The organism is Krasilnikovia sp. M28-CT-15 (assembly GCF_047159595.1).
Classification (GTDB): domain Bacteria; phylum Actinomycetota; class Actinomycetes; order Mycobacteriales; family Micromonosporaceae; genus Actinoplanes.
Genome location: NZ_BAAGAK010000001.1, coordinates 6,181,804 through 6,208,271 on the forward strand (window position 1 = coordinate 6,181,804; position 26,468 = coordinate 6,208,271).

26 protein-coding genes and 1 pseudogene are annotated in these 26,468 nt (G+C 71.9%); 10 read left to right on the forward strand and 17 right to left on the reverse strand.

Translation table 11 applies throughout. The annotated features are described in order from the left end of the window. Positions 1 to 15 precede the first annotated feature (15 nt). Positions 16 to 618: a Uma2 family endonuclease gene (locus ACMCNO_RS28300; RefSeq protein WP_412752492.1), complete on the reverse strand. Its 603-nt coding sequence runs from the start codon at positions 616 to 618 to the stop codon at positions 16 to 18. A 32-nt stretch (positions 619 to 650) separates the two neighbouring features. Continuing rightward, complete coding sequence (locus ACMCNO_RS28305) at positions 651 to 2,876, reverse strand: MMPL family transporter (RefSeq protein ID WP_412752493.1); 2,226 nt, start codon at positions 2,874 to 2,876, stop codon at positions 651 to 653. 104 nt (positions 2,877 to 2,980) lie between these two features. Between ACMCNO_RS28305 and ACMCNO_RS28310 the strand changes: the two genes are divergently transcribed. Next, positions 2,981 to 3,688, forward strand: coding sequence for a TetR/AcrR family transcriptional regulator (locus ACMCNO_RS28310; protein WP_412752494.1), 708 nt, complete (start codon positions 2,981 to 2,983; stop codon positions 3,686 to 3,688). An 11-nt stretch (positions 3,689 to 3,699) separates the two neighbouring features. Next, positions 3,700 to 5,310 (forward strand): phytoene desaturase family protein, encoded by a 1,611-nt coding sequence (locus ACMCNO_RS28315; protein ID WP_412752495.1) that lies wholly within the window; start codon positions 3,700 to 3,702, stop codon positions 5,308 to 5,310. Between the two features lie 102 nt (positions 5,311 to 5,412). On the opposite strand, the gene ACMCNO_RS28320 is transcribed toward ACMCNO_RS28315, so the two are convergent. After that, positions 5,413 to 6,954: a Rieske 2Fe-2S domain-containing protein gene (locus ACMCNO_RS28320; RefSeq protein ID WP_412753835.1), complete on the reverse strand. Its 1,542-nt coding sequence runs from the start codon at positions 6,952 to 6,954 to the stop codon at positions 5,413 to 5,415. Between the two features lie 183 nt (positions 6,955 to 7,137). On the opposite strand from ACMCNO_RS28320, the gene ACMCNO_RS28325 reads away from it, so the two are divergent. Then, positions 7,138 to 7,365 (forward strand): DUF2631 domain-containing protein, encoded by a 228-nt coding sequence (locus ACMCNO_RS28325; protein WP_412752496.1) that lies wholly within the window; start codon positions 7,138 to 7,140, stop codon positions 7,363 to 7,365. A 55-nt stretch (positions 7,366 to 7,420) separates the two neighbouring features. Here the strand turns inward: ACMCNO_RS28325 and ACMCNO_RS28330 are convergent, their stop codons facing one another. The 8 genes from ACMCNO_RS28330 to ACMCNO_RS28365 form a co-directional block, all read right to left on the reverse strand. Continuing rightward, positions 7,421 to 8,455, reverse strand: a complete 1,035-nt coding sequence (locus tag ACMCNO_RS28330) for a DivIVA domain-containing protein (RefSeq protein WP_412752497.1) — start codon at positions 8,453 to 8,455, stop codon at positions 7,421 to 7,423. Between the two features lie 37 nt (positions 8,456 to 8,492). Then, positions 8,493 to 9,671 carry a 23S rRNA (adenine(2503)-C(2))-methyltransferase RlmN gene (gene rlmN / locus ACMCNO_RS28335; protein WP_412752498.1) on the reverse strand — a complete coding sequence of 393 codons (1,179 nt, stop codon included), beginning with the start codon at positions 9,669 to 9,671 and terminating at the stop codon, positions 8,493 to 8,495. Between the two features lie 44 nt (positions 9,672 to 9,715). Further along, positions 9,716 to 10,915 (reverse strand): phosphatidate cytidylyltransferase, encoded by a 1,200-nt coding sequence (locus tag ACMCNO_RS28340; RefSeq protein WP_412752499.1) that lies wholly within the window; start codon positions 10,913 to 10,915, stop codon positions 9,716 to 9,718. Then, positions 10,915 to 11,472, reverse strand: coding sequence for a ribosome recycling factor (frr, locus tag ACMCNO_RS28345; protein ID WP_412752500.1), 558 nt, complete (start codon positions 11,470 to 11,472; stop codon positions 10,915 to 10,917). The genes ACMCNO_RS28340 and frr overlap by 1 nt, the downstream gene beginning before the upstream one ends. 61 nt (positions 11,473 to 11,533) lie before the next feature. Beyond that, on the reverse strand, positions 11,534 to 12,298 hold the full coding sequence (gene pyrH / locus ACMCNO_RS28350) for a UMP kinase (protein WP_412752501.1): 765 nt from the start codon (positions 12,296 to 12,298) through the stop codon (positions 11,534 to 11,536). Between the two features lie 103 nt (positions 12,299 to 12,401). Further along, positions 12,402 to 13,232, reverse strand: a complete 831-nt coding sequence (gene tsf, locus ACMCNO_RS28355; protein WP_412752502.1) for a translation elongation factor Ts — start codon at positions 13,230 to 13,232, stop codon at positions 12,402 to 12,404. 66 nt (positions 13,233 to 13,298) lie between these two features. Beyond that, positions 13,299 to 14,222, reverse strand: coding sequence for a 30S ribosomal protein S2 (gene rpsB, locus ACMCNO_RS28360; protein ID WP_412752503.1), 924 nt, complete (start codon positions 14,220 to 14,222; stop codon positions 13,299 to 13,301). A gap of 449 nt (positions 14,223 to 14,671) precedes the next feature. Beyond that, complete coding sequence (locus ACMCNO_RS28365) at positions 14,672 to 15,688, reverse strand: hypothetical protein (protein ID WP_412752504.1); 1,017 nt, start codon at positions 15,686 to 15,688, stop codon at positions 14,672 to 14,674. A 146-nt stretch (positions 15,689 to 15,834) separates the two neighbouring features. On the opposite strand from ACMCNO_RS28365, the gene ACMCNO_RS28370 reads away from it, so the two are divergent. From ACMCNO_RS28370 to ACMCNO_RS28380, 3 genes are all read left to right on the forward strand, one after another. Beyond that, entirely contained in the window at positions 15,835 to 16,194 is a 360-nt protein-coding gene (locus tag ACMCNO_RS28370) for a YraN family protein (protein ID WP_412752505.1), read from the forward strand. Positions 16,195 to 16,202: 8 nt separating this feature from the next. Continuing rightward, positions 16,203 to 17,786, forward strand: a complete 1,584-nt coding sequence (locus tag ACMCNO_RS28375; protein ID WP_412752506.1) for a YifB family Mg chelatase-like AAA ATPase — start codon at positions 16,203 to 16,205, stop codon at positions 17,784 to 17,786. Between the two features lie 193 nt (positions 17,787 to 17,979). Continuing rightward, the gene (locus tag ACMCNO_RS28380) at positions 17,980 to 19,134 is read left to right on the forward strand and encodes a DNA-processing protein DprA (RefSeq protein WP_412752507.1); all 1,155 of its coding nucleotides are present in this window, start codon (positions 17,980 to 17,982) and stop codon (positions 19,132 to 19,134) included. Between the two features lie 21 nt (positions 19,135 to 19,155). On the opposite strand, the gene ACMCNO_RS28385 is transcribed toward ACMCNO_RS28380, so the two are convergent. Beyond that, positions 19,156 to 19,341, reverse strand: coding sequence for a DNA-binding protein (locus ACMCNO_RS28385; protein ID WP_412747068.1), 186 nt, complete (start codon positions 19,339 to 19,341; stop codon positions 19,156 to 19,158). Between the two features lie 580 nt (positions 19,342 to 19,921). Here ACMCNO_RS28385 and ACMCNO_RS28390 point away from each other — a divergent pair. Both ACMCNO_RS28390 and ACMCNO_RS28395 read left to right on the forward strand, forming a co-directional pair. Beyond that, the gene (locus ACMCNO_RS28390; RefSeq protein ID WP_412752508.1) at positions 19,922 to 20,194 is read left to right on the forward strand and encodes a hypothetical protein; all 273 of its coding nucleotides are present in this window, start codon (positions 19,922 to 19,924) and stop codon (positions 20,192 to 20,194) included. Between the two features lie 338 nt (positions 20,195 to 20,532). Next, a complete protein-coding gene (locus tag ACMCNO_RS28395; protein ID WP_412752509.1) occupies positions 20,533 to 20,937 on the forward strand; it encodes a winged helix-turn-helix domain-containing protein in 405 nt (134 codons plus the stop codon). 220 nt (positions 20,938 to 21,157) lie between these two features. Here the strand turns inward: ACMCNO_RS28395 and ACMCNO_RS28400 are convergent, their stop codons facing one another. After that, a complete protein-coding gene (locus tag ACMCNO_RS28400; RefSeq protein WP_412752510.1) occupies positions 21,158 to 21,517 on the reverse strand; it encodes a DUF6636 domain-containing protein in 360 nt (119 codons plus the stop codon). Between the two features lie 403 nt (positions 21,518 to 21,920). Here ACMCNO_RS28400 and ACMCNO_RS28405 point away from each other — a divergent pair, with 403 nt between their 5' ends. Further along, a complete protein-coding gene (locus ACMCNO_RS28405; RefSeq protein ID WP_412752511.1) occupies positions 21,921 to 22,880 on the forward strand; it encodes a tyrosine recombinase XerC in 960 nt (319 codons plus the stop codon). Between the two features lie 52 nt (positions 22,881 to 22,932). Beyond that, positions 22,933 to 24,120, forward strand: a complete 1,188-nt coding sequence (locus ACMCNO_RS28410) for an aminotransferase class V-fold PLP-dependent enzyme (protein WP_412752512.1) — start codon at positions 22,933 to 22,935, stop codon at positions 24,118 to 24,120. Here the strand turns inward: ACMCNO_RS28410 and ACMCNO_RS28415 are convergent. The 4 genes and pseudogenes from ACMCNO_RS28415 to ACMCNO_RS28430 form a co-directional block, all read right to left on the reverse strand. Next, positions 24,109 to 24,756 (reverse strand): annotated as a pseudogene (locus ACMCNO_RS28415) (M23 family metallopeptidase); the annotation flags it as partial. The gene ACMCNO_RS28410 and the pseudogene ACMCNO_RS28415 overlap by 12 nt on opposite strands. 70 nt (positions 24,757 to 24,826) lie before the next feature. Continuing rightward, a complete protein-coding gene (locus ACMCNO_RS28420; RefSeq protein ID WP_130508772.1) occupies positions 24,827 to 25,150 on the reverse strand; it encodes a DUF2469 domain-containing protein in 324 nt (107 codons plus the stop codon). Then, positions 25,147 to 25,977, reverse strand: a complete 831-nt coding sequence (locus ACMCNO_RS28425) for a ribonuclease HII (RefSeq protein WP_412752513.1) — start codon at positions 25,975 to 25,977, stop codon at positions 25,147 to 25,149. Before ACMCNO_RS28425 ends, ACMCNO_RS28420 begins: the two co-directional genes overlap by 4 nt. Further along, positions 25,977 to 26,465: an NUDIX hydrolase gene (locus ACMCNO_RS28430; protein ID WP_412753836.1), complete on the reverse strand. Its 489-nt coding sequence runs from the start codon at positions 26,463 to 26,465 to the stop codon at positions 25,977 to 25,979. Before ACMCNO_RS28430 ends, ACMCNO_RS28425 begins: the two co-directional genes overlap by 1 nt. Positions 26,466 to 26,468: the final 3 nt, after the last annotated feature.

A 26,468-nucleotide genomic window follows, 5' to 3' on the forward strand; every position in this document is an offset into this window, starting at 1 on the left:
GCACTGGCGCGCCGCTCAGGCCAGCTCCGGCTCCTCGTCGTCGAGCAGCCCGGCCGGATCGATAGAGAAGTCGAACGGCTCCCGCATCGTGAAGGTCCCACCCGCGGCGGCAGCCACGACCGGGCGATACTCCCCGTCGGCCAGCTCGTGCAGCACCAGCGACGGCACCCGGTTACGGAAGTCCACCCGCATGAAGTAGGGCACGCCGGCAGCCGCGTACTCCCGGGGGCGGTCGATGACGTCCTTACGCCGGTTGCCGCTGGAGACGATCTCGCCCATCAGCACCGCGTCGGTGATCGGCATCGTGATCCGGCCGCCGCCCGATCGCCGCAGGACCACGAAATCCGGGATGAACAGGTCGTCACCGGCGACGATGTTCACCTCCGGGTACGCCCACATGCCGGCCCGGCGAGCGGCCTGATGGAGCAGGAACGACAGTTGCCGCTCGGCCGCCTGGTGGTCGAACCCGGCATGCGGTGTCACGATCACGCTCCCCCGGAAGACCTCGACCTTCGGGCCGTGGTGTTCCGGCAGCAGGTCGAGCGCGCGTTGGGCGGTCCACGGCGTGTCGAGCGTGCCGAGAATGTCGAACGACGGTTCCCGGGCGGGCGCGGCCATCGGACTCACCTCCTCACGGCATCCTGCCGGGGTCAGCGTACCGCCGCGACCCCACCCGACCGGGCTGTGGACGAGCCGGTATCGGATGGGTCGCTGTCGTCGGTCGTGGGCTCGGCGCGGGGCGTCTCGTGGATGCCGTACCGGGCGTACAGGCGGCCCAGTGGGCCCGGGGCCCACCAGTTCCAGCGGCCCAGCAGCCGCATCGTCGCCGGGACCAGCAACGCACGGACCAGGGTCGCGTCCACGATGATCGCCACGATCATGCCCACGCCGATGGTCTTGATGACGGTCACCCCGCCCGTGGCGAAGCCCGCCACCACGACGATGAGCAGCAGCGCGGCCGCGGTGATGATCCGGCCGGTGTGCTGCAGGCCGGTGGCGACCGCGGTGGTGTTGTTCCCGGTGGCGTCCCATTCCTCGCGAACCCGGGAGAGCAGGAACACCTCGTAGTCCGTGGCCAGCCCGAACAGCACGGCCAGCACCAGGATGAGGTTGCTGGGCTCGATGTAGCCCGTGGACTGGAAGTGCAGCAGATCCTCGAAGTGGCCGTCCTGGAAGATGAACACCACCACGCCGAACGAGGCACCGATGGACACCACGTTCATCAGTACGGCCTTGACCGGCAGCAGCACCGACCCGAACGCGAAGAACAGCAGCACCATCGTGGCCACCGCCATGATCAGCGCCATCCACGGCAGCCGGGCGCCGAGGCTGTTCAGCAGGTCGAGGTCGATCGCGGGTCGCCCGCCGACGAGCACGGTGGCCCCGGCCGGGGGCGGCAGGTCACGGATGGCCGCGGCGACGTCGCGCGCCGCCGCGGTGGTCGGCTCCGCGGAGTACCCGACCGTGATCAGCGAGGCGTCGCCGCTGGTCGCGGTGACCTGGGCGCCGGTGACCCCGGGCAGCCCGGCGATCGTGGTGGCGAAGGACCCGGCCGGAGCACCCGTGACGAGCACGTCGATCGGGTTCTGCCCGGCGGCGGGGAAGTCCGTGCGGAGCGTCTCGGTGACCACCCGCGCCGGGGTGTCGGCGGGCAGCACCCGCTCGTCGAAGCCGCCGAACTGGACCCGGGCGAACGGCAGCGCGAACGCCACCAGCACCGCCAGCACCCCGCCCGCGTAGAACACCGGGCGGCGCATCACGCTGTGCGCGACCTTGGCCCAGGCGGTGCTGCCGCCCGCGACCGAACCCGCGGCGCGCTGGCGCGGCACGGCCCGGGCGCGGCGCAGTCGCGGCAGCGGCACCCGCAGCATGTCGATGCGGTGCCCGAGCAGCGACAACGTGGCCGGGAGCACGGTCAGCGAGGCCACCATCGCGATGAGCACGGCGGCCATGCCGCCGATGGCCATGCCGCCGAGGAACGGCTGCGGGAAGATCAGCAGGCTGGAGAGGGCCAGGACGATCGTGAGGCCCGAGACCACGACGGTACGCCCGGCGGTGGCGACCGTTGCCCGGATGGCGCCCGGGACGTCGCGCCCGTTGGCCAGTTCCTCCCGGAACCGGCTGACCACGAACAGCGAGTAGTCCACGGCCATGCCGAGACCGAGCAGGGTGATCACGTTGATCGCGAAGACCGAGATCTCGGTGAAGTAGGTCAGCGTCCGCACCGCCACGAACGCGCCGAGGATCGCGATTCCGCCGATCACCAGCGGCGACAGCGCGGCGATCAGCCCGCGGAAGACCAGGATCAGCAACACCAGGAGTACGGGCAGGGAGAACAGCTCGGCCCGGGTGAGGTCCTCCTTGGTCTGGGCGTTGGCCTGGGCCCCGAACGCCGCGAGCCCGCCCGCCTTGGTCTGCAGCCCGGGCGCGTTCAGCTCGGGTTCGATGGCCTGGTACGCCGCGAGCTTCTCGTCCTCGCTCCCGTCGGCCAGCTGCACCGCCGCGTACGTGGCATGGCGGTCCTTGCTGACCAGGCCCGGGGCCTTGCCGTCCAGGTAGCTGGTGACGCCGGCCACCTCGGGCCGGGCCCGCAGCGCGGCGACCCGGGCGGCCACCGCCGACCGGAACGCCGGGTCGTCCACGGTTTGGGTGTCACTGGACCAGAGGACGAGCACTCCGGGGTCCTGGCGGCCCAGCTCGGCGGCGATAGTCTTGGCCGCGCGGTTGCTCTCGCTGTTCGGGTCGGCGTAACCGCCGCCGGTCAGCGCACCGAAGACTCCGGCACCCCAGGTGGCCCCGGTCACCACGAGCGCCAGACCGGCAGCGATCACCCACCACCGCACCCGGACGACAACGCGTCCCCACCAGCCGAACATGGTCGTCCTCCCCGGGCCGCGTTGCCGTCGCGGCGGTATTAGCCAAAACTGTGAACGCTGTTTACTCTGGCAAACACTGTTCACCCACGTCAATGGAGCGCACTATGACGACGACCACGCCCGGCCGCCGGGAGCGGCTGCGCGCGGAGACCGTCGCCGAGATCAAGCAGGTCGCCCGACGCCGCCTCGTCGCGGGCGGGGCCGCCAGCATCTCCCTGCGGGCCATCGCCCGGGACATGGGCCTGACCGCACCCGCCATCTACCGCTACTTCGCCAACCTCGACGCCCTCGTGCTGGACATCGTCACCGATCTCTTCGAGGAGCTGCGCACCGCGGTCGAACAGGTCGCCGTCGCGTACGCCGAGGCCGACCCGGTCACCCGGCTCGGGCACATGGCCCGTGGCTTCCGTCGTTGGTCACTCGCACATCCCGCCGAGTTCACGCTCATGTTCGGCAGCCCCGTCCCCGGCATCACCCAGATCGGCGAGGCATGCAGCCCGGTCAACGATGCCGGGGCCCGGTTCGGCGAGACGTTCTTCACCGTCCTGGCCGAGATCTGGGAGCACCAGCCCGCCGAACAGCCGCCGCCCGGGCTGCCCGAGTCCGCGCTGCAGGAGGTCTTCCAGCCGTACCTGGAGTTGTTCGGTGACCGGTTTCCGCTACCTCTGGTCTACCTGTTCATGGCCGCCTGGACGCGTCTGTACGGAATCGTCGCCATGGAGGTGTTCGGGCAACTGCAGTGGGCGATGACCGACGTCGAGCCGCTGTTCGAGGCGGAATTGACCCGTACGCTGCAGCGCATCACGCGCTAGGCTCGGCCCCCATGACCCCTCAGAAGCCCGCCGCGCTGCCCGACCGGGCCGATGTAGTGATCATCGGAGCCGGCCACAACGGACTGGTCTCCGCGGTCCTGCTGGCCCGGGCCGGCCTCGACGTGGTCGTCCTGGAGGCGGACCAGACGCTCGGCGGCGCGACGCGCACGGAGCACCCGTTCCCCCGGGTACCCGGGCTCGGCCAGTCCACCGGCTCGTACCTGCTCGGCCTCATGCCGCCCGAGCTGTTGCGCACGCTCGACATCGACATCCCGGTGCTGCGCCGCGACCCGCACTACTTCCTGCCGACCCCCGGTGGGCCCGGATCGCCGTACCTGCTGTTCGGCTCGGACCGCGAGGCCACCCGCGCGCAGATGCAGAAGTTCTTCTCCCCGCGCGACATCGCCGCCGACGAGGCGCTCCAGGTCGAGATCGCCGCGCTGCGCGCCGACCTGGCCCCCGCCTGGCTCGAGGAGCCGGAGTCGGTCGAGCAGGTCGCCGACCGGCACATCCGGCCGCAGTTGCAGTCGACGTTCATCGACCTGGTCCGCGGCTCGGTCGCCGACTACCTGTCCCGGTTCGGCTTCAAGAGCGAACTGCTGGTCAGCATGTACGCGGTCACCGACGGCCTCTCCGGCCTCAACGCGGGCCCCGACGACCCCGGCACGGGCCACAACTTCCTGGTGCACAACATGTGCCGCCTGCCCGGCGCGGACGGGACCTGGATGATCGCCCAGGGCGGCATGGGTACGGTGTCGCGCGCATTCGCCGACGCGGCCCGCGCCGCCGGGGCCCGGATCCTCACCGGCACCCCGGTCTCCGCGGTGACCGTCGACGGCGGCGCGGCCAGCGGTGTGGTGCTGGCCGACGGGCGTCAGCTCGCGGCGCGCGTCGTGCTCGGTTCCTGCGACCCGTACCGGCTGATGTCGCTGGTGCCCGCCGGCGCCCTGCCGAAGGACCTGACCACCCGGATGAACGCGGTCAAGCGGACCGGCACCACGCTCAAGCTCAACCTGGCGCTCACCGACCTGCCCCGCTTCTCGTGCCTGCCCGAGGGTGCCCCGTCGCCGTTCGGTTCCACGATCCACCTGCTGCCCGGCTCCGCCGGGCTGGCGGGCCTGGCCGAGACGGACTCCCCGATGGCCGCGCTGCGCGCCATGTGGGCCGACGTGCAGGCCGGACGGCTCCCGGAGGAGCCGACCATCGAGTGGTACCTGCACACCACGGTCGACGAGTCCCTGCGCGACGACGCCGGGCACCACTCGTCGGCGCTGTTCGTGCAGTCCGTGCCGTACTCGCTGGACGGCACCACCTGGGACGAGGCGCTGCCGGGCTTCGTCGACAAGCTGCTGGCGATCTGCGACCGCTACGCCCCGGGCACGTCCGCGCTGGTAGCGGACATGATGCCGCTCACGCCGCGAGACATCGAGCAGCACTTCGGCATCACCGGCGGGCACATCCACCACGTCGACAACACGGTCGCCTTCGACGCCCGCATGCCCTACGCCACCGGCCTCGACGGCCTGTACGCCGGCTCCGCGGGCGCCCACCCCGCAGGCAGCGTGATCGGCGCCGCCGGCCACAACGTGGCCAAGCGCATCCTCACCGACCTGGGCATCTGAAGCCACGCACGAACCTGGCAGGGACGGGCGCCCCAGCGCCCGTCCCGGTCTCGGCGGGAGCGACGGTCCGGACCACCCACCCAGCTACGACATGTGCCTTTCTCAGGAAGTCTTCTTCGCCGCCCGGATCTTGTGGCCCACGCTCGTGAGGCACCGCCCGCTGGGCAGGTCGAACTTCCAGCCGTGCAGCTGGCAGGTGAGCACGTCGCCCTCGACGATGCCGAAGCGGCTCAGGTCCGCCTTCAGGTGCGGGCACCGGCGCTGCACGGTCCAGTCCCCGAACACGGTGTCCTCGGCCTCGACGGTCTTCTCGTGCTCGTCGTACCAGCCCTCCGCGTACTGCAGGCGCTCCTCGGACAGGCACTTGAAGAACGCGTACACGAACTCGTTGTACTGGCCGATCCGGGCGGCCGAGAAACGGCACGACAGGAACAGCGAGTTCACCCAGTCGCCCTCATCGATGAAGATCAGGTGTTCGATCAGCTCCCGCTGGGTCCGGAAGCGGTAGCGCACCTTCTCGTCCGCGTACGCCCGGACCTGCTTGCCCGGGAAGTCCACCACGATCGACTCGACCGACTCGCCGTCGTAGCTGACCAGGTCGAAACGGACCGGGCCGCCGACCCCCTTGGCCAAGTAGATCGACTCCTCCAGCAGCGGCTCGATCCGCTTCTTCAGCTCGCCCAGCACGTCGATCTCCGGGTGCCGCCAGGACGCCTTCTCCGCGGCGATGACCGGCGCCTTGCGGACCCGCATCTCCTCCAGGTGGACCTGCTTGTTCGCGAAGAACTCGTCCACGTCGGTCGGGTGCGACGTCTGCGCGCTGTCCGCGGTCAGCTCGGTCACGCTGCCGGGCAGCAGCACGATGCCGTTGGTGCCGCCGACCTTCGCGTACTCGCGCTGGAAGACCGCCTGGTCGGGGAAGATGTTGCCCTCGTCGCCGAAGATGTCGTTGAACTGCCACAGCTCGTCGTCGAGGAAGCACGGCGGCCCCGCGATCGGGAACACGTGCGACGCCTTGAGGTCGTCGATGTAGCGCCAGGTCCGGTCGAACTGACGGTCCCGTTTCTGCTTGCCGAACGCCCGCTTCGCGGACTCGGGCAGCTCGTACACCATCGGATACCAGATCGCGCCGGAGAACTGCAGCATGTGCGCGTGCACGTGGCCCAGCTCGGCGAACGTGGACAGATCCGTGGGGCGGGCGTCGTTCTGGTTCAGCACGCGGATGCCGTCGTGCTCCACCCACAGCGAGGAGTCGCCGATCGGGCCGTCCGTGGGGCTGATCAGGGCCTGGATCATCACCTTGAGACCGCCGTCGAGCTCGTGCACCTCGTTCGACTTCGTCTTCAGGAAACTGGTGAAACCGAGGTCACGCAGCTCGTCCTCGAGCTGGCTGGTCGGGTACTCCGGCAGCAGGACGGTCGCCTTCTTACTGACGAAACGCCTCAGGTGCTCCGCGTCGAAGTGGTCGCGGTGCAGGTGCGAGACATACAGGTAGTCGACCTGGCCCAGCGTCTCCCAGTCGAGCTGCGAGTTGTCCGGGAACGGGAACCACGACGCGAAGTAGGCGGGGTTGACCCACGGGTCGCACAGAATGCTGCCCGCGGCCGTGTCGATCCGCATGCTCGCGTGTCCGGTGCCCGTGATCCGCACGTCCTGCTCCCTTGCCCGTGAATCCGACCGTCCGTGAATCCGACCGGATCGACGGTACCGGGTCCGGGCTGCCAGGTCGCGCCCGGAGGCTCCGGCTCCGGGCTGCCGACTCACACCCCGAAGCGCCGTGCGAGACTGGCGCGAGACGTGATCGCCGGAAAGCAGGAGGACCGAACGGTGGCAGAAGAGCCGGTTTACGCGCCCGACCAGCTCAAGCCGGGCAACCGCAAGTGGGCCCGGATCGGCGCCCTGGGCTCCGCCGCGGTGATGCTGATGTTCTTCTGGGGCAACCACGAGGGCAACACGGAGAACCTGTGGCTCGCCGTCATCGCCCTGCTGCTGGTGGGCGCGGTGGTGGCCGACGCGGTGCTGCGCCGCAACGGCCTCAAGCCCAACGACCAGTAAGCCCGTACGCGGCAAAGGGCCCGTTCGCCGCGGCGAGCGGGCCCTTCTCGTGCGTTCAGCGGCGGCGCAGCAGGATGTCCTTGACCTCGCGCAGCGCCGCGTCGACCTCGGCCTCGAAATACCCGCCCGGGACCAGACCGAACTGCAGGGTGTCGAGCTCGTTCTCGGGCACCGGCATGGGGCCGCGGCCGGACATCGCCTGCAGGATGCTCTCGAACAGGCGGTCAACCTGCATCGGGTCGTAGCCGCTGCCGAAGCGGCGCGGCTGGAACGTGCGGCGCAGCTGATCCACCCGGTACAGCTCTCCGCCGGGGCCGCCTGGGCCGCCACCCATCGGGGGGCCACCCACGGGCGGGCCGCTCATCGGGGCGCTGGACATCGGCGGCGCGCTCATCGGCGCGGGGCCGCCGTAGCCGCCGCGCTCACGCTCCGGCATCCGGATCTCGGCGGTCATGTCGGCCTTGCCGTGCCGACCCGGCTCGTACGCGTCGTAGGCGCCGGTGTCGTAGCCGGCCGGACCGGGGTAACGCTGCTGCTGCTGGCCGTATCCCGGCTCGTCGTACCGGCCGTACTGGTCGGGTCCCGGGCCGGACGGCATCTGCTGGCGCTGCGGCATCTGCGGGGGCGCCATCCGGTCGTCGTAGCCGCGGTCGTCGCGCATCCGGTCGTCCTGCATCCGGTCGTCCTGCATCCGGTCGTCACGCGTCGGAGCGGGCAGCCGCTCGGTGGGCGGGGCGGAGCGGCCCATGCCGGAGCCCATCCGGTCCACCGGAGCCATCGTCCCGGTGTTGCTCATCCGGTCGCGCATCGAGTCCTGGGCCATGCGTGGATCCGCGCCGCGCCCGCCGCGCTCCTCGAACTCCGCCAGCTGCCGCTCGACGCGGTCCAGGTGCAGGTCGACCTGCCATTCGTCGTACCCGCCGAAACGCACGCGGAAGACGACGTCGTGCACCTCCTGGGCGCCGACCGGCGCCCCGATCGCCTCCCCCGCCAGGGTGGCCTCGACGCGGTCGAGGAAGCTGTCGACCTCGTCGACCTTGTATCCGCGCCGCAGCGCGCGCCGCCGGAAACGCTGTCCCTGACTCGTCACAACGTCTCCCACTTCGTCTGCTGGGAACTCGCCCCAGTCACTGTGCCACCTCCGCCTCGGCGGCGGCGCCCCCTGCGTCCACCACCGTCAGCTCGCTCGCGGCCAGCTGGCCGCAGGCGCCATCGATCTCCCTGCCCCGGGTGTCGCGGACCGTGGTCGGCACCCCGGCCGCGCGCAGGCGCCGGACGAACTCCCGCTCGACCGGCTTGGGGCTGGCATCCCACCGACTACCCGGAGTCGGGTTCAGCGGGATGAGGTTCACATGCGCCAGCTTGCTGTGTAGCAACCTGCCCAGCAGGTCGGCGCGCCAGGGCTGATCGTTTACGTCCCTGATCAGGGCGTACTCGATGGAGACCCGGCGAGAAGTCTGCGCCGCGTAGTCGAAGGCGGCTCCGAGCACCTCGGCCACCTTCCAGCGCTGGTTGACGGGCACAAGCTCATCGCGCAGATCATCATCGGGGGCGTGCAGGGACAACGCAAGGGTCACAGCCAGCCCTTCGGCGATCAACCGGCGCATCGCGGGCACGAGGCCGACCGTGGACACCGTGATGTGGCGCTGCGAGAGCCCCAGCCCCTCGGGCGCGGGCGTGGTCAGGCGGCGGACCGCCTCGATCACCCGCGGATAGTTGGCCATCGGCTCGCCCATACCCATGAACACGACCCGTGACAGCCGCGGCGGTGAACCGGTGACCGCGCCGGACGCCGCCACCCCCGCCAGGTAGACGACCTGGTCGACGATCTCGGCGACGGACAGGTTGCGGGTCAGCCCGGCCTGGCCGGTCGCACAGAACGGGCACGCCATGCCACACCCCGCCTGGCTCGACACGCAGGCGGTCACGCGGTCGGGGTAGCCCATCAGCACGCTCTCCACCAGCGCGCCGTCGTGCAGCCGCCACAGGGTCTTACGTGTCGCCCCAGCGTCGCAGGCCTGCTCGCGGACCGGGGTGAGCAGCGTGGGCAGCAGGTCGCCGGTGAGCCGGTCGCGCTCGCCGGCGGGTAGGTCGGTCATCGCCGCAGGGTCCCGCACCAGGCGGCCGAAGTAGTGGGTGGAAAGCTGCTTGGCCCGGAACGCAGGCTGCCCGAGGGCGGCGACGGCCTCCCGCCGACCGGCAAGGTCAAGGTCAGCGAGGTGGCGGGGCGGCATGCTCGGGCGCCGCCGGGTGGTCACCGCGTCGGGCGTATCGGGGCTGGTCGGGATGACCGGAAGCATTGTCATGGCCAGTCCAGTCTCCCACGGCGGGGCACACGTCCGGGCACCGCTCACCCCGGCGGCGCGATGAGCGAGAGCAGCACATATGCCGTGGGCACCGCGAACAGGATGGAGTCCAGCCGGTCCATCAGGCCGCCGTGGCCGGGCAGCAGATTACTCATGTCCTTGACGCCGAGGTCGCGCTTGAGCATGGATTCGGCCAGGTCACCGGTGATCGCCACCACCGAGATCACCGCACCGAACAGCGCCCCCCAGCCCAGCGGCACGCCCATCAACAGCGCGAACCAGATGGCGCTGCCGATCGCTGCCGCCACGACGGATCCGGCGGAACCCTCCCAGGTCTTGCCCGGGCTGATGCTGGGGGCCATCTTGTGCCGCCCGAGGAACACCCCGGACGCGTAGCCACCCGTGTCGGAGAGCACGACCGCGATCAGCGCGCCGAGCACCCGCCAGGGACCGTCATCCGGCTGACGCAGCAGGACGCCGAAGCCCAGCAGGAACGGCACGTACACCGCAATGAGCACGATCGCGGTCAGGTCGCGCCGGAAACCGCCGGTGCCCTCGCCGAGCCGCCACACCAGCGCGGCGGCCACGGTCACGAGCAGTCCGAGCGTGAGCCCGTCCGGGCCGGCGAAGTGGGCCAGCCCGGCCATGAGAAGGGTGCCGCCGAGCAGCGGCAGCAGCGGCGGGTGGGCCTGCGCCGCACGGACCGCGCGGACCATCTCCCACACCCCGACCGCCGCGGCCGCCGCGACCACCGCGAGAAAGGCCAGGGGCCAGAACAGGGAGGCCAGGACGATCGCCCCGAGCGTGACGCCCACGCCGATCGCGGCGGGCAGGTTCCGGCCCGCCCGACCACCCGGCTTCGCCGCGGGCGGCGCCCCGGCGTCGGTGGCGGTCTCCCGGGGCCGCACGGGCGCGCCCGAGCGGCGGGCACGGCGGCGGCCAGGGCCGCGCCGTCGGGGCGGCTCCGGCTCGTCGCCACCGGGCGCATCGTTCCAACCCGGATTCACGTACGCGGACCCGCCGCTGCCCGCTCCGCCAGCACCCGAGCCGAGACCGCCGGCTCCGGCGGCGGGCGCCTCCGGCCAGCCGTCTCCGGAGGATCCGGATTCGGCCGGCCCGTGGTAGCGCGCGTACGGGTCCGGCGCCGCGGCAGGCTCATCGAAGGCGCGGGGCGTCGCCACGTCGGGCTCGGGCGACCGGCCGCCGAAGGGGAAATGCCCACCGCGGGGCTCGAGGTACGACATCAGACCTCGAGCAACTCTGCTTCCTTGTGCTTGACCAGCTCATCGACGACCGAGACGTAGCGATGAGTCACGTCGTCGAGTTCCTTCTCGGCGCGGCGGCCCTCGTCCTCGCCGGCCTCCCCGTCCTTGACGAGCCGGTCCAGCTGCTCCTTGGCCTTGCGCCGCACGTTGCGGATGGCGACCCGGCCCTCTTCCGCCTTGTGCCGCGCCACCTTGATCATGTCGCGGCGCCGCTCCTCGGTCATCTGCGGCAGGTGGATTCGCAGCTGGGTGCCCTCGTTGTTCGGGTTGACCCCCAGGTCGGAGTCGCGGATCGCACGCTCGATCGCGCCGAGCTGCGACATGTCGTACGGCTTGACGATCACCATCCGCGGCTCGGGGATGCCGATCGAGGCCATCTGCGGCACGGGGGTGGGCGCGCCGTAGTAGTCGACGACGATCTTCGCGAACATCGCCGGGGTGGCGCGGCCCGTACGGATCGCGCCGAACTCCTCTTTGGCGTGCTCGACCGCGCTTTCCATCTTCTCTTCGGCCTCGAAGAGGATCTCGTCGATCACCTGCTCCGTCGCCTCCTTGCTTGTCCTGGTGTAGCTGACCGGTGGTGGATGTGGCGCGGGATCACGTGGTGATCAACGTACCGATCTTCTCGCCGCTCACGGCCCGGATGATGGTGTCGTCGCCCTGGGCTCCGAAGACGAGCATCGGCAGGTCGTTTTCCTGGCACAGACTGAACGCGGCCTGGTCGGCCACCCGCAGCCCCTGCTTGAGCACTCCGTCGAAGGTGATGTGATCCAGCTTGCGGGCGCTCGGGTCGGTACGCGGGTCGGCGGTGTAGACGCCGTCGACACCGTTCTTGCTCATCAGCACCAGATCGGCGTGGATCTCCAGGGCGCGCTGCGCGGTGACCGTGTCGGTGGAGAAGTACGGCATCCCGGCGCCTGCGCCGAAGATCACCACACGGCCCTTCTCCAGGTGCCGGATCGCGCGCAGGGGGATGTACGGCTCCGCCACCTGGGCCATCGTGATCGCGGTCTGCACCCGCGTCTCGATGCCTTCCTTCTCCAGGAAGTCCTGCAAGGCCAGGCAGTTCATGACCGTGCCCAGCATGCCCATGTAGTCCGCGCGGGACCGGTCCATGCCGCGTTTCTGCAATTCGGCGCCGCGGAAGAAGTTGCCACCGCCGACGACCACCGCCACCTGGACCCCGGAATGGCTGACCGTGGCGATCTGCCGCGCGATGCCCTGCACGACGTCGGGGTCGACCCCGACGGCACCTCCGCCGAAGACCTCACCGGACAGTTTGAGGATGACCCGCCGGGTACGCCCCGGCGGCGGGGCCGGCGAGTCGTCGATGCCAACTGCCTGCTCGGTCACCATCGTCATGCGACCCGCCTTCCCTTCGCTTCGCCAGAGACCCTATGTGACGGGAAGGCCGGGCGCAGAACGCGGACCCGGCCTCCCCTGTTTCGACTGCGTCGGTCGCGCGTTACTCCTGGCCGACTTCGAACCGGACGAACCGGGTGATCTCGATCCCGGCCTCGGTGGCGATCTGCTTGACGGTCTTCTTGTTGTCGACGACCGACGGCTGCTCGAGGAGCGCGAAGTCCTTGAAGAAGGAATTCACCCGACCCTCGATGATCTTGGGCAGCGCCTGCTCGGGCTTGCCCTCCTCGCGCGCGGTCTGCTCGGCGATGCGCCGCTCCGACTCGACGACCTCGGCGGGCACCTCGTCGCGGGTCAGGTACTTCGGCCGCATCGCGGCGATCTGCATGCCGATGCCGCGGGCGTCGGCGTCGGCGGCCTCGTCGGTCTTACCGCTGTACCCGACGAGCACACCGACCTGCGGCGGCAGGTCCTGCGCCTTGCGGTGCAGGTAGACCGCGACCGTGCCTTCGACGGTCGCAAAGCGGTTCAGGACGATCTTCTCGCCGATCTTGGCGGAGTACTCCTGGATCGCGTCCGCGACACCCTTGCCGTCGGCCAGCGTCGCGGCCTGCAGCGCGGCGGCGTCGGCCACCTTGTTCTGGTCGCCGTACTCGACCAGCTGCTGCGCCAGGGCGACGAAGTCGGGGGTCTTGGCGACGAAGTCGGTCTCGCAGTTGAGCTCGAGCAGCGAGGCGCCGGAGTGCGCGACGATGCCGTTGGCGGCGGTCCGGCCGGCGCGCTTGCCGACGTCCTTGGCGCCCTTGACGCGCAGGAACTCGACGGCCTTGTCGAAGTCACCGTCCGACTCTTCGAGCGCCTTCTTGCAGTCCATCATGCCGGCGCCGGTGAGGTCGCGGAGCTTCTTGACGTCCGCGGCGGTGTAGTTGGCCATGACTCTCTCTTCGAATGTCCGGTCTCGGTGGGACGCCGGGCCCCGGCGGGGCCCGGCGTTCTCGGATTACTCCGCGGCGGTCGCGACGGGCTCGGCGGGGGCCGCAGGCTCGGCGGGGGCAGGCTCGGCGGCGGCAGGCTCGGCGGCGGCAGCAGGCTCGGCGGGGGCCGCCGGGGCGGTGTCGTCCGCGGCCTTCTTCTCCGCGCCCTCGTAGAGGTCGCGCTCCCACTCGGGCAGCGGCTCGCCGGCGGCGACCGCGTTGGCCTCGGGCTTGGCGTCGGCGTCGCCCCGGTTACGGCCGGAGCGGGCGATCAGGCCGTCGGCGACGGCGCTGGCGACGACCTTGGTCAGCAGCTCGGCGGAGCGGATCGCGTCGTCGTTGCCCGGGATCGGGAAGTCGACCTCGTCCGGGTCGCAGTTCGTGTCGAGCACCGCGATGACCGGGATGCCCAGCTTGCGGGCCTCGTCGACGGCGATGTGCTCCTTCTTGGTGTCGACCACCCAGATCGCCGACGGCACCCGGGTCATGTCGCGCAGGCCGCCCAGGGTCTTGGTCAGCTTGATCTTCTCGCGCGAGAGCTGCAGCGTCTCCTTCTTGGTGTACCCGGCGGCGGTGCCGCTCAGGTCACCGAGGGCCTCCAGCTCCTTCATCCGCTGCAGCCGCTTGTACACGGTCTGGAAGTTGGTCAGCATGCCGCCCAGCCAGCGGTGGTTCACGTACGGCTGGCCGACGCGCGTGGCCTGCTCGGCGATCGCCTCCTGCGCCTGCTTCTTCGTGCCGACGAACAGCACCGTGCCGCCGTCGGCGACCGTGCTACGCACGAAGCTGTACGCCTTCTCGATGAACTCGAGCGTCTGGCGCAGGTCGATGATGTAGATGCCGTTACGCTCGGTGAAGATGAATCGCTTCATCTTCGGGTTCCAGCGCCGGGTCTGGTGGCCGAAGTGGACACCGCTCTCCAGCAGCTGACGCATGGTCACGACGGCCATGGTGGGTTGCTCCCTAGTGATCCCTGGTTGTCACGCCCACCGGCGGTGGGCGTCCTGGTGCCCGGTCGTCGGCCGTGGGTGGGCCCGAAGGGATCGGGACCAGGGAGGGCCGCCGCCGCCCGGAGGCCGGTCGGGTGAGGGTGGTCACCAGAGCCGGTGCGGGCAGAGGGCACGCGAGGTCGACCGCGCGGGGCGGTCGCCGCCGTCCAGCATACGCCGGGCGGTACCTGGCGCGCCGCCCGGCCGGGGGTGCGCCGATTGGTCCGTTTTCGCAGGATGCCTGGTGCGTTCCGCTAGACGCCCGCGGGCGCCTGGCATCCGGGCTCTGCGGAGCCGCGAATCGCGCGGAGTCCGGAGTATGAGTAGCCGCCCAGAGCACACCAGGCCCGGAGCGCGCCACGCCCGAGAATGGGAGGTCAATACCGCAGGACGTCGCGATCTGCGGGGTGTCAGCCGACGGCGACGGCCGCGGCGAACACGAGCAGCAGGCCGACCGGCAGGTAGACCACCGGGGGCCGCAACCAGGCATGACGGCTCTCCGGCCGACCGCCGCCGGCCAGCGCGAACAATCCCACGCCGGTCAGCGGGAGACCCAGTGTCAGCAGCACCGCGGGCACGACCGAACCGGCGGCCAGGCGGTCGGCGAAGGTCGCCTGCGCCAGCAACCGCACCACCGGCACCATCAGCACCAAAGTGGCCAGGGCCACCACCACGGCCGAGACCGGTCGGCGAGTGCGGTACACCCGGTCGGCACCCGACTGACCGCCGACGGCGGCGCCCAGGGACGGAATGACACCGGTCGGCTCGGCCGTTCCGGGAGCCGGCGTCGCGCCGAAGCTCGGGGCGGGGCTCGCCGGCTCATTCGCCGCGGCCGGGCTGCCGGTCGGCCGCACCGCCGGGAACTCCGGACCGCGGACCGGCTGGCGCGGCGCCTCAAGCGGTGGTTCCGCCGACCGCGGGTGCCCGCCGGTTGAGGGCAGCGGATCCGCGGTGGAGGTCCCGTATCGATCGTCGGGTGAGCGCTGCTCGGGGAGCCGGAACCCGCCCCCCTCGTCCGGGCTTCCCGGCCGACCGTACGCACCGGGACCGTCTGCGCCGCCCGGTCGGCTGTATCCGCCTGGACCGTCGGCGCCGCCAGAAAGGCCGTACCCGGCGGGACCCTCGGCGCCGCCGTACCCGCCCGGACCGTCGGCGCTGCCGGGGCTGCCGTACCCGCCCGGACCAGCGGCGCCGCCAGGAAGGCCGTACCCGCCCGGACCGTCGGGCCGGCTGAATCCACCGGGGCCTTCGGCGCCGCCCGGGAGGCCGTACGCACCGGGACCGTCGATGCCGTCCGACCGGGTGTAGCCGGTGGGGGCGTCCGCGCCGCCCGACCGGCCGTACCCGCCGGATCCGCTGGTGGCGCGCGGGCCGGTGTACCAGCTCGGCGGCTCGGGGTCGTCGGCGTAGCGGCGTTGTCCATTCACGGTGTTGCACCGTAGGTGAGGATCCGCCTCGGATGCCACCGACGGGCGCATATCACAGTCCCGGCCGCATGATGACGCTGTCCACAACCACGCCCCGTCCACAGGCCCGCACGCATGGCGACGCCGGATCCGACAGGGTGGCCGCCATGACGAGACAGCGACGGGCGGTCGGCGCGTACGGCGAGCGGCTCGCCGAGCGTTACCTCACCGCCCAGGGCCTGGTGGTGCTGGCGCGCAACTGGCGGAGCCCCGACGGCGAGGTCGACCTGATCCTGCGCGACGGCGAGGATGTGGTCTTCTGCGAGGTGAAGACCCGCCGCGGCGACAGCTACGGCACGCCGTCCGAGGCGGTCGGCCCGGCGAAGGTCCGCCGCCTCCGCCGGCTGGCCGCACAATGGCTGGCCCAGGGCGCCCTGCGCCCCCGCGAGGTGCGCTTCGACGTGGTCGCGGTCGCGCCCCAGCCGCGCGGCGCATCCCGGATCGAGCACATCCGGGCGGCGTTCTAGGTGGCCGGGTGAGCTACGCCCGGGTGCTTTGTGTCGGCCTCACGGGCATGACCGGCCACGTGGTCGAGGTGGAGGCGGACCTGTCCACCGGGCTGCCCGCCCTCGTGCTCACCGGCCTGCCCGACGCCACCCTGCACGAGGCCCGCGACCGGGTCCGTGCCGCGGTGGTCAACTCGGGTCAGCACTGGCCCAACCGGCGGATCACGGTCAACCTCCTGCCCGCGACCCTGCCCAAGCACGGCAGCGCGTTCGACATCGCGATCGCGGCGGCGCTGCTGGCGGCCGCGGGGGAGTTGCCCCTCGCCGCGCTCGACGGCGTGGTGTTGCTGGGTGAGCTGGGCCTCGACGGTGCGGTGCGCCCGGTTCGCGGGGTACTGCCGATGGTCGCCGCCGCCGCCCGCGCCGGTGTCGACCGGGTACTGGTGCCGGTGGAGAACGCCCGCGAAGCAACCGTCGTGCCCGGCGTGACCGTACGAGCGGTGGACTCGCTGCACCGGCTCGTCGCGTACGTCCGGGACGCCGCTCCCCTGCTCGACCCGCCCGACGTCGCCTCTGCTGCGCCCCGGCCCGGTCCCGATCTGGCCGACGTCGTGGGGCAGGGCATGGGCCGATACGGCATCGAAGTCGCCGCGGCCGGCGGGCATCACATCGCCCTGTTCGGCCCACCCGGCGCCGGCAAGACCCTGTTGGCGGAGCGCCTTCCATCGGTCCTTCCCGAGCTGGACGACGCGGCCGCTCTGGAGGTGACCGCGCTGCAGTCGATCGCCGGTGTGCTGCCGCCGGACGGCCGCCTGGTACGCCGGCCCCCGTTCCAGGCGCCGCATCACAGCGCCAGCCTGGCCGCACTGGTCGGCGGCGGCAGCGGGTTGGCCCGGCCCGGCGCCCTGTCGCTGGCCCACCGGGGAGTGCTGTTTCTGGACGAGGCCCCCGAATTCAAGACCGCGACGCTGCAGGCGCTCCGGCAGCCTTTGGAGAGCGGCCGGGTGGTGCTGGCGCGGGCCCGCGGCAGCACCGAGTACCCGGCCCGCGTCCAGGTCGTCCTCGCCGCGAATCCGTGCCCGTGCGCCAGCCCCGCCGGTGACCAGCATTGCGAATGCGCCCCGGCGACCCGGCGCCGGTATCTCGGACGCCTGTCCGGCCCACTGCTCGACCGCATCGACATCCAGATCAGGTTGCGTCAACTGAGCGCCGCGCAACTGATGAGTGCGGGAGGTCTTGCCGAGGACTCGAGCACCGTCGCTGGACGCGTCGCGGGCGCCAGAGCCGCCGCAGCGGCCCGCTGGTCGGACGACGGCTGGCGGGTCAACGCCGAGGTACCCGGTGCGCAGTTGCGCCGCCCACCGTGGCGGCTGCCGCCCCGGGACACGCTGGCTCTGCGCACCAGCCTCGACCGCGGCGCGCTGTCCGCGCGCGGGTTCGACCGTGTGCTGCGACTCGCCTGGACCATTGCCGACCTCGACGGCCGCGACCGGCCGAACGGCACAGACGTGCACGAGGCGGCCCAGCTGAGGATGGGAGAGATCGACATCTCCCGATCCCGGAAGGGGGAGGACTCCGCGGAGTCGCCTCGGGCCTTCCCGCCTCACCGCTGAACACCCGTCCCGAAAACGGTTCCCGTTCGTCGCCCCTCGACGAGACGGCGTCCAGAGAAGGAGCTTGATGAACGACAGCCCGACTGCCGATCCCGGTATCAGCCAGGCCGACCGGCCGCCGCCGCATCCGGGCGGGGCTCCAGCCGGCACCCGGCCTGAGGCAACGCACGCTGCGGGGTCCGACGAGGACAGGATGGCGCGGATCGCCCTCAACTGGCTCGCCGAGCCGGGGAACCGCACGGTGTGGACGATGACCCGCAGCGAGGGAGCACCGGCAGCCCTCGACCGGCTGTTGTCCGGCGACATCCCCGACCCGGGCCTGCGCGCCGCGGTGCTCGCCCGGACCGCCGGCAGCGACCCGCGCCGGCTCGCGGAGGCAGCGATGCGCCGCGCCAAGCGCCTGGGAGCTCGGGTCGTGGTCCCCGCCGATCCGGAGTGGCCCCGGCGGGTGGAGGAACTGAGCACTTTGGAACTCGACGGCGGGGGCCGCATCGGCCACGACGTACGCCCACCGCTGTGTCTCTGGGTTCGCGGTGCCTGGCCGCTGGACGAGACGTTCCACCGGTCCGTGGCCGTGGTGGGCGCCCGCGCCGCAACCGGCTACGGAGTCGGTGTGACCACGGACATCGCGTACGGGCTGGCCGAGCATGGGTGGACGGTCGTGTCGGGCGGCGCGTTCGGGATCGACGCGGCGGCACACCGGGCGGCGTTGGCGGCGGGCGGGCTCACCGTCGCCGTGCTGGCGTGCGGCGTGGACCGGCCGTATCCGGTGGGTAACACCGCCCTCTTCGAGCGGATAGCCGACGCCGGGCTGCTGATCAGCGAATGGCCTCCGGGGAGCGATCCGTTGCGCCATCGCTTCCTGATCCGTAACCGCGTCATCGCGGCCGCCACGATCGGCACCGTGGTGGTGGAGGCTGCGGCCCGCAGCGGCGCGGTACAGACCATGGGCCGGGTGTTGGCACTGCGGCACAGGGCGATGGTGGTGCCCGGCCCGGTCACCTCCGCCTTGTCGGCCGGCTGTCACCGGCTGTTGCGGGCCGACCCGGCGACGCGGCTGGTCACCGACCTCCAGCAGGTTCTCGAGGAGGTCGGGTCGATCGGGGAGTACTACTCGGATCCACCACGCGGGCGGGTGCACGACCGGGACACATTGGACGAGGAGTCGGCGCTGGTACTGGAGGCGGTGCCGCGGCGTGGTTCGGCGAGCCCGGACCAGCTGGCCTCGACGGCCGGCCTCAGCCTGCGTACGGTGCTGCGCCGGTTGTCCCTGCTCGAGATGGCCGGCCTGGTGGTACGCCGCGACGACGGCATAGCACTGCCGCCCCGGTCAAGGCCGCCGGCGTGACGACGATGGGCGGGGACGTGCTCACTCCTCCGCGTCGTCCAGATCCCGCCGGTGCACTTTCATCCACGCTTCCACGTCTTCGGTGAGCCAGACCTTGCCCTGGGCCAGGTCGGCGACCGGAGTCGGAAAGTCGGCACGGCTGGTGATCTGGTAGGCGCGCTGCCGGCTCACGCCACCCAGGCGGACGCGGATCTCGTGCGCGCCCATCAGTCGAATCGGCTTCACTCCCACGCCATCGACCGTAGGCGCAAGACTATTAGTCGTTTATCAAGTTGATATACGACAGGTAGTCTCTGAGCAACTAGTCTGGCTGCATGTTTCGACAACACCGGGTTCCTTCCCCGGTCCCATACCAACCCCGACATCGCCGAGACTGGCGTACGTTGTGGCGCCGGTGCATCTGCGGGCTTCCCGCCCCGTGCATCGACCGCTCACGCTCGTCCGCCGGCCCCCTCCCGCACCGGCCCGATCCCGACACATCGGATCGCGGACGGTCCAGCCGGACATCGGATCGCGGACGGTCCAGCCGTGCCGCGATCGGCGTGGCCCGGCCCACGCTGAGCCCGATGCGAGTGTCACCACAGTGGTCGGACGGCACCGCCTTCGCGGCGGTTCCGTTGCCGGACAACAGGCCGTCCGCGGGGCGTCGCGACTCTTCGGGTCGCCCGCCACAGGGTCGGCGAGGGGTCCCGGCGGCAGCACTCTGCGCGGGCCGCGCCGGCATGCTCACTCCGGCACAGGAGTACCGCGCGAACGGCGGTCGCGACGGCCTCCGCCGTGAGCGCCGATGACCCCCTCGAGCCGGGACGAACACGTCGGGCAGCGGCCGACGTGGCTGTGCCGCGCGTGCACACAGCCGTGGCCGTGCCCGGAGGCGCGGCGGGGACTGCTCCAGGAGTTCCACGGGTTCACGTCGGTGCTGACCATCTACATGTCCGCGCAGATGTGCGAGGCGATCGAGGACTTCGCGTTCCACCACGACGCCCCACCACCCGATCTCTACCAGCGCTTCCTCGGATGGGTGCGGTCTCCCAGGCCGGACGAGGAGCCGTCCCCGTGACACCCATCGCCACAAACCGGAGCGGGACATCGCAATCCTCACGGGATTCGGGTGGAGACCGGATCTCTCGAACACCTTCGCAGTGCCCACCTTCGCAGTGCCCACCTTCGCAGTGCCCGATCGACGGACGCCGCTGAGGCAACTCTGCGAGCGTCCGTGAAGAACGGCGGCAGCCGGCGCACCTGAACCTCGTGCCTGGTCCTGACGGACTCGCCGACCGCCGCCGCCCACGCCGCGCGATCAAGCTCGGCCTTCTCAGCGCGGTGCGGTAGTACTATACCAACATGGGTCTGTATGTACAGCCTGACGGAGCATTGTGGCCTCGTACCGTGGCCGACATGATCGATCCCTCCGCGGACCGGGCGGTGTTCCGCCAGCTTGCGGACCTGCTGCGTGACCGCATCATGTCGGGTGAGCTGGGCCCGGGCGAGCCGCTGCCGAGTGAACTGCGCCTCGCCCAGGAGTACGGCCTCAGCCGCACCACCGTCCGTCAGGCGATCGGCCAGCTCCGCACCGAGGGACTGGTCACCGTGGACCGGCCCCGTGGGACGTTCGTCCGCGTCCCCGAGCCCACCCAGACGATCCCACTGGCCCGCGGCGAACGCGTCAGCGCCCGCATGCCCACGGATGCCGAGCGTCGCAGTCACCGCCTCGGTGAGGGCGTGCCCGTCCTCGTCGTGACCGCCCCCGACGGGACGGCCACGGTTCATCCCGCGGACCGGATTCAACTCACCCGCCCCTGACGCAGTCTCGGGCAGCGGCCCGGACTGGCACTGGCCGCCGCGCGGCACCCTGCACGATCCGGCGCACCACCACGCCCCGCCACGGCGGCGGCTCAGCGACGGAAATGGCTCACGTCGTGGATCCTCAGAACAGGTCCGGGAGCCCCGGAACAGAACCGTCAGTGGCCTCAGAACCCGCCGGGAGCCTCAGCCAGACGGGACGACTCGCCGTCATGGAACCTCAGAACAGCTCGTACTTCTGCACGGAGAGCGCGAATCCGTGCCCGGTGGTCAGGTTGGCGCAGTGCACGCCCGTACTGCGACTGTCGCAGACCATGTCCCCCGCACGCAGCGATCGGCCGTAGGCCAGCTCGTCGCGGCCACCCAGCACCGTGTCTCCGGCGCAGGTGAGGCTCGCCTTCCGGCTTCCCTCGACCGTTGCCCCGTTCGCCCAGTCGAGTTCGCAGTTGGCGGGCTTCGGTGGGGGCGTCCACGACCGCTTCGCGATGTCGCATCGCGCCAGTTCCGCCGACAGGTAGCAGCCGATGTTCTTCGACGGCAGCTGAAACTGGGCTTCGGTGACCTTGCTGGTGGCATTCACCGAGGCCGAGGCCGAGCCGGGGGCTGAGGCCGGGCCGGGGGCTGAGGCCGGGCCTGGGGCCGGGCCTGAGGCCAGCGACGGCGCGGGCGGCCCGGGGGTCGCGGACGCCGAGGGAGCTCCCCCAAGGCCCGCGTTCGCGGCCGCCGGCGGTGCGGACGACCCGCCCGGCGACCCCCCGGGCGAATCCGAGCACGCCGTCATCCCGAGGGCCACCAGCACGGCCAAACCGAGGCGGGCACATCCGCTTGCCATGTTCATGGAGCCTCCCTGGTCAGAGCGGCAGCATAGGCTCCGCCGGCAAGCGGCACCGGGAGGCGGAGCCGCCGGGAACCCGCGGCCACGAGACGTGCAGCGCCGCGGGCGCACTTGACGTCGGCCGCCGCAAGGATCACGGTCGAGGGCGATGAGCACGCAAGGAATCCACGAATCGCTGCCCACGGCGATGCGGGACGCGGTGGACGAGTTCGGAGTGCACCTGGCCCGGGTCGACAACCGGTCCGCGCACACGGTGCGGGCCTATGTGGGCGACGTCGTCTCGCTGCTCGGGTACGCGGCACGGCACGGCTGCGCGACGCCCGCCGACCTCGACGTCGCGGTGCTGCGCGGCTGGCTGGCCGAGTTGCTGACCGCCGGTGCCGCCCGCAGCTCCCAGGCTCGCCGGGCGGCCGCCGCCCGCACGTTCACCGCGTGGGCGCACCGGGCGGGACTGTGCCCGGCGGACACCGGCGCCCGGCTCGCGAGCCCTCGAGGGCACCGCGGCCTGCCCACCGTGCTACGCGCCGACCAGGCTGCGGACCTCGTCGGCGCATCCGCCCCGGGCCACCCAGGCCCGGCGCCACGGGCGCAGGCAGACGCGCAGGCGGTCGCCGCGCGCGACCGGGCCGTCCTGGAACTGCTCTACGCCACCGGGGTACGGGTGAGCGAGCTGTGCGGACTGGACCGCGCCGACGTGGACGCCGGTCGCCGGGTCGTGCGGGTGCTCGGCAAGGGTGCGAAGGAGCGCGCGGTGCCGTACGGCGTACCGGCGCAGCGGGCCCTCGACGACTGGCTACGCGACGGGCGACCGCGGCTGGCGAGCCCGGACGGCGGGGACGCGCTGTTCGTCGGCACCCGTGGGGGGCGCCTGCACCAGACCGTGGTGCGCCGCATCGTGGCGGACGCCGCGCGCGCCGCCGGCCTGCCGCACACCAGCCCGCACGACCTGCGCCACTCGGCCGCCACGCATCTGCTCGACGGCGGTGCCGACCTGCGGGCGGTGCAGGATCTGCTCGGGCATTCCTCGCTGTCGAGCACGCAGATCTACACCCACGTTTCCACGGAGCGGCTCCGGTCGGCCTTCGACCAGGCGCACCCCCGGGCGTGAGGGCGATTCGCAATTTTCAGCATCTGGCGCACCGGCACCGTACGATCGAGGCGTGCCCGCCGGAGATCCACCCCCGCCCATCCCGGGAGCCCGGCTCCTGTTCTCGCTGGACCCGGCGGTGTCCTATCTCAACCACGGGTCGTTCGGCGCCGTTCCGCTCAGCGTGCAGCGGGTCCAGCAGCGGCTGCGCGACGAGGTCGAGTCCAATCCGCTGCGCTTCTACGCCCAAGGGCTGCTCGACCGCATCATCCACACCCGACGCCACCTGGCAACGTTCCTGGGCGCCGACCCGGACGGCAGCGCCCTGGTGCCGAACACCACGGCCGGGGTGTCGGTGGCGCTGCAGTCCGTACGGCTCGCGGCGGGCGACGAAGTCCTGCTGACCGACCACACGTACGGCGCGGTGACGCTGGCCGCGCGGCGGCAGTGCCGTCGGGCCGGTGCCACGGCACGCACGGTCGCGTTGCCGCTGGGCGCCCCGGACACCGAGGTGGTGTCCCGGATCCGTGACGCGCTGCGCCCGGGACGGACCAAGCTGCTGATCGTCGACCAGATCACCTCGGGGACCGCGCAGGTCCTGCCGGTACGGCAGATCGTGGCGGCCGCCCGCGAACACGACATCCCGGTGCTCGTGGACGGGGCGCACGTGCCCGGCATGCTGCCCGTGGACGTGGGTGAGATCGGGGCGGACTTCTGGGTGGGCAACCTGCACAAGTGGGCGTTCGCGCCGCGCGGCACCGCGCTGCTGTCCGTGGCGCCGCCCTGGCGGCGGCGGATCGAGCCGCTGGCGGTGTCCTGGGAGCAGGACGCCGGATTCCCGCTGGCCGTCGAGTTCCAGGGCACGGTGGACTACACCGGCTGGCTGGCCGCGCCCGCGGGGCTGTACGCGCTGCGTACCCTCGGGGTCGAGACGGTGCAGGAGCACAACGCGGCGCTCGCCGCGTACGGGCAGCGGGTGGTCGGGGAGGCCCTCCGGCTGGCCCCCGCCGACCTGCCGGACCCCGGCGGGCCGGGGTCGATGCGGATCCTGCCGCTGCCGATCGGGATGGCCACCACCCAGGCGGAGGCGCAGGCGCTGCGCCTGCACATCGCCGAGAAGCTGTGCGCCGAGACCGCGGTCAACGCGTGGGGCGGCCGCGGCTGGCTGCGGCTGTCCGCTCAGGTCTACAACCGGCCGCAGGAGTACGAGCGGCTGGCCGAGCGGCTCCCGGCGCTGCTCAGCGCGTTTCAGCGGCAGTAGCCGCACCCGGCGCAGGCCCAACAGCGCGAGCGGGTCCAGGTAGGTCTCACCGCGGCGCACGCCCCAGTGCAGGCAGGAAGGGGTGGGGCAGCCGGGGTGCCCGGCCCGTAGGGAGCCGATCCGCTGCCCGGCCTCGACCGCCGCCCCGGCGCGCACCACCGGGTCGACCGGCTCGTACGTGGTACGCAGGCCGCCGGAGTGCGCCACACTGACCACCCCGCGGCCGGCCAGCACGGCGGCGAAGACCACGATGCCCGCCCCGGACGCGCGCACCGGCGTGGCCGGGGGTGCGGCGAGGTCGACGCCGCGGTGGCCCGGCAGCCACGGGTGCGGCGGCGGGGCGAAGCCGCGCGCCACGTGCGGCGCGTCGAGCGGCCACCGGAACCGGGCGCCCATCCCGCGTGCCGCCCGGGGAATCCAGCGGACGGACGCTTGGGACCCAGGGTCGACAGACCCCGGCGAGATGGGACGGACGGCCGGTCGGCCTGGCCGCGCGGGAAGGTCAGAGCCCGGGCCGGTGAGCAACCACGGCGTGGCGGCGGCGGCCGGCAACGGTGGCGCAGGAGCGAGCGAGGGTGGCGCGGCGGAACATCCGGGGCACACGAGCAACAGCAGGCACAACAGCAGCAGGGCCATGGGTGCACCCTGCCGGACCTGCCGCCGGGGCGGGAGCGGCCTGTGGACGGGGCCGCGTTGTGGACGGCCGTCAGCCGCCGAAGTTGGCGTCGTCCGGTAACGAGATGTCGGGCTTCTCCAGCTCCTCGACGTTCACGTCCTTGAACGTCATCACCCGTACGTTCTTCACGAACCTGGCCGGGCGGTACATGTCCCAGACCCAGGCATCATGCATCTCGACCTCGAAATAGACCTCGCCGTCGGCGTTACGCACGTGCAGATCGACCTGGTTGGCCAGGTAGAACCGGCGCTCGGTCTCCACCACGTACGAGAACTGGCGGACGATGTCGCGGTACTCCCGGTAGAGCTGCAGCTCCATCTCGGTCTCGTACTTCTCGAGATCCTCTGCGCTCATCGCTTTTCGCCCTCCATGGCCTCATCTTCCCCCACCGGCACGGGCGGCCGAGGCTGGTCGCCCGACGCCACGCCGACGGTACCCTCCGCCACCGGCCAGAGCATCATCGGCTCGGCCGCGTCCGGCGCGGGTCGCGGGGCGGCGTCGCGCGGGCGGCGGGCCCTCGGGGGCCGGTTGCCCCGGCCGGAGGCCGCGGCCACGTTGACGTACGAAAACCGGTGCTCGGCGCACGGCCCGAGCTGGGTGAGGGCCGCGCTGTGCTCATCGGTGATGTACCCCTTGTGCACCGCGAAGCCGTACCCGGGGAAGCGGGTGTCCAGCTCGACCATCAGCCGGTCCCGGGTGACCTTGGCCAGGACGCTGGCCGCGGCCACGCACGCCGCGACCCGGTCGCCCTTCCACACCGCGAGGCCGGGGGCGTCCAGCCCGTCGACCGGGAAACCGTCCGTCAGGACGTACTCGGGGCGCTCGGCCAGCGAGGCCAGGGCCCGGCGCATCGCGGCCAGGTTGCAGACGTGCAGGCCGCGGGCGTCCACCTCGGTCGCCGGGACGACCACAACGGACCAGGTCAGGGCGCGGGCCACCACCTCGTCGTACACGCGTTCGCGGGCGGCCGGGGTGAGCAGCTTGGAGTCGGCCAGTTCCTCGATCTCGCCGCGACGGCCCTCGGGCAGGATCGCGGCGGCGGCGACCAGGGGACCGGCGCAGGCGCCGCGGCCCGCCTCGTCGGCGCCGGCGACCAGCCGGAAGCCGCGCCGTTGCAGGGCCCGCTCCAGCGCGTACAGGCCGCCCTCGCGGCGCACCACGGTACGGGGCGGGGCCAGCATCACAGACCCCCTTGCGGTGCGGCGTCGACCTGTGCCGCCGCAGCGTCGGCCAGGAGCCGCCGCACCAGGTCGGCCAGGCCCTCCGGATACACGTCCTCGTCGGTGGCGTCCAGGTCGGCGAGCGACCACCAGTGGTGCCCTTCGATGCTCTGCCGCTCGGCTTCCTCGAAGCCGCGCGTGTCGACCTGCCAGCCCTCGACCCGCAGCAGGAAGAACTCCTGGTCCTGTCGATACCACCGGTGGTCGTAGCTGAATTCGATCACCTGATGCCACACCGGCTCGCCCAGCTCGGCGGGGTCGACGCGCAGGCCGGTCTCCTCGAACAGCTCCCGGGCGGCGCCCTGCGCGGGCGTCTCCCCCGCGTCCAGGCCGCCACCGGGGGTGAACCACCAGCTCACACCCGGAACGGCCGGATCGCAGCCGCGGAATAGCAGGATCCGGCCCGCCGCGTCGACCAGGAGCACCCGCGCCGCCGGGCGGTTCGTCATCAC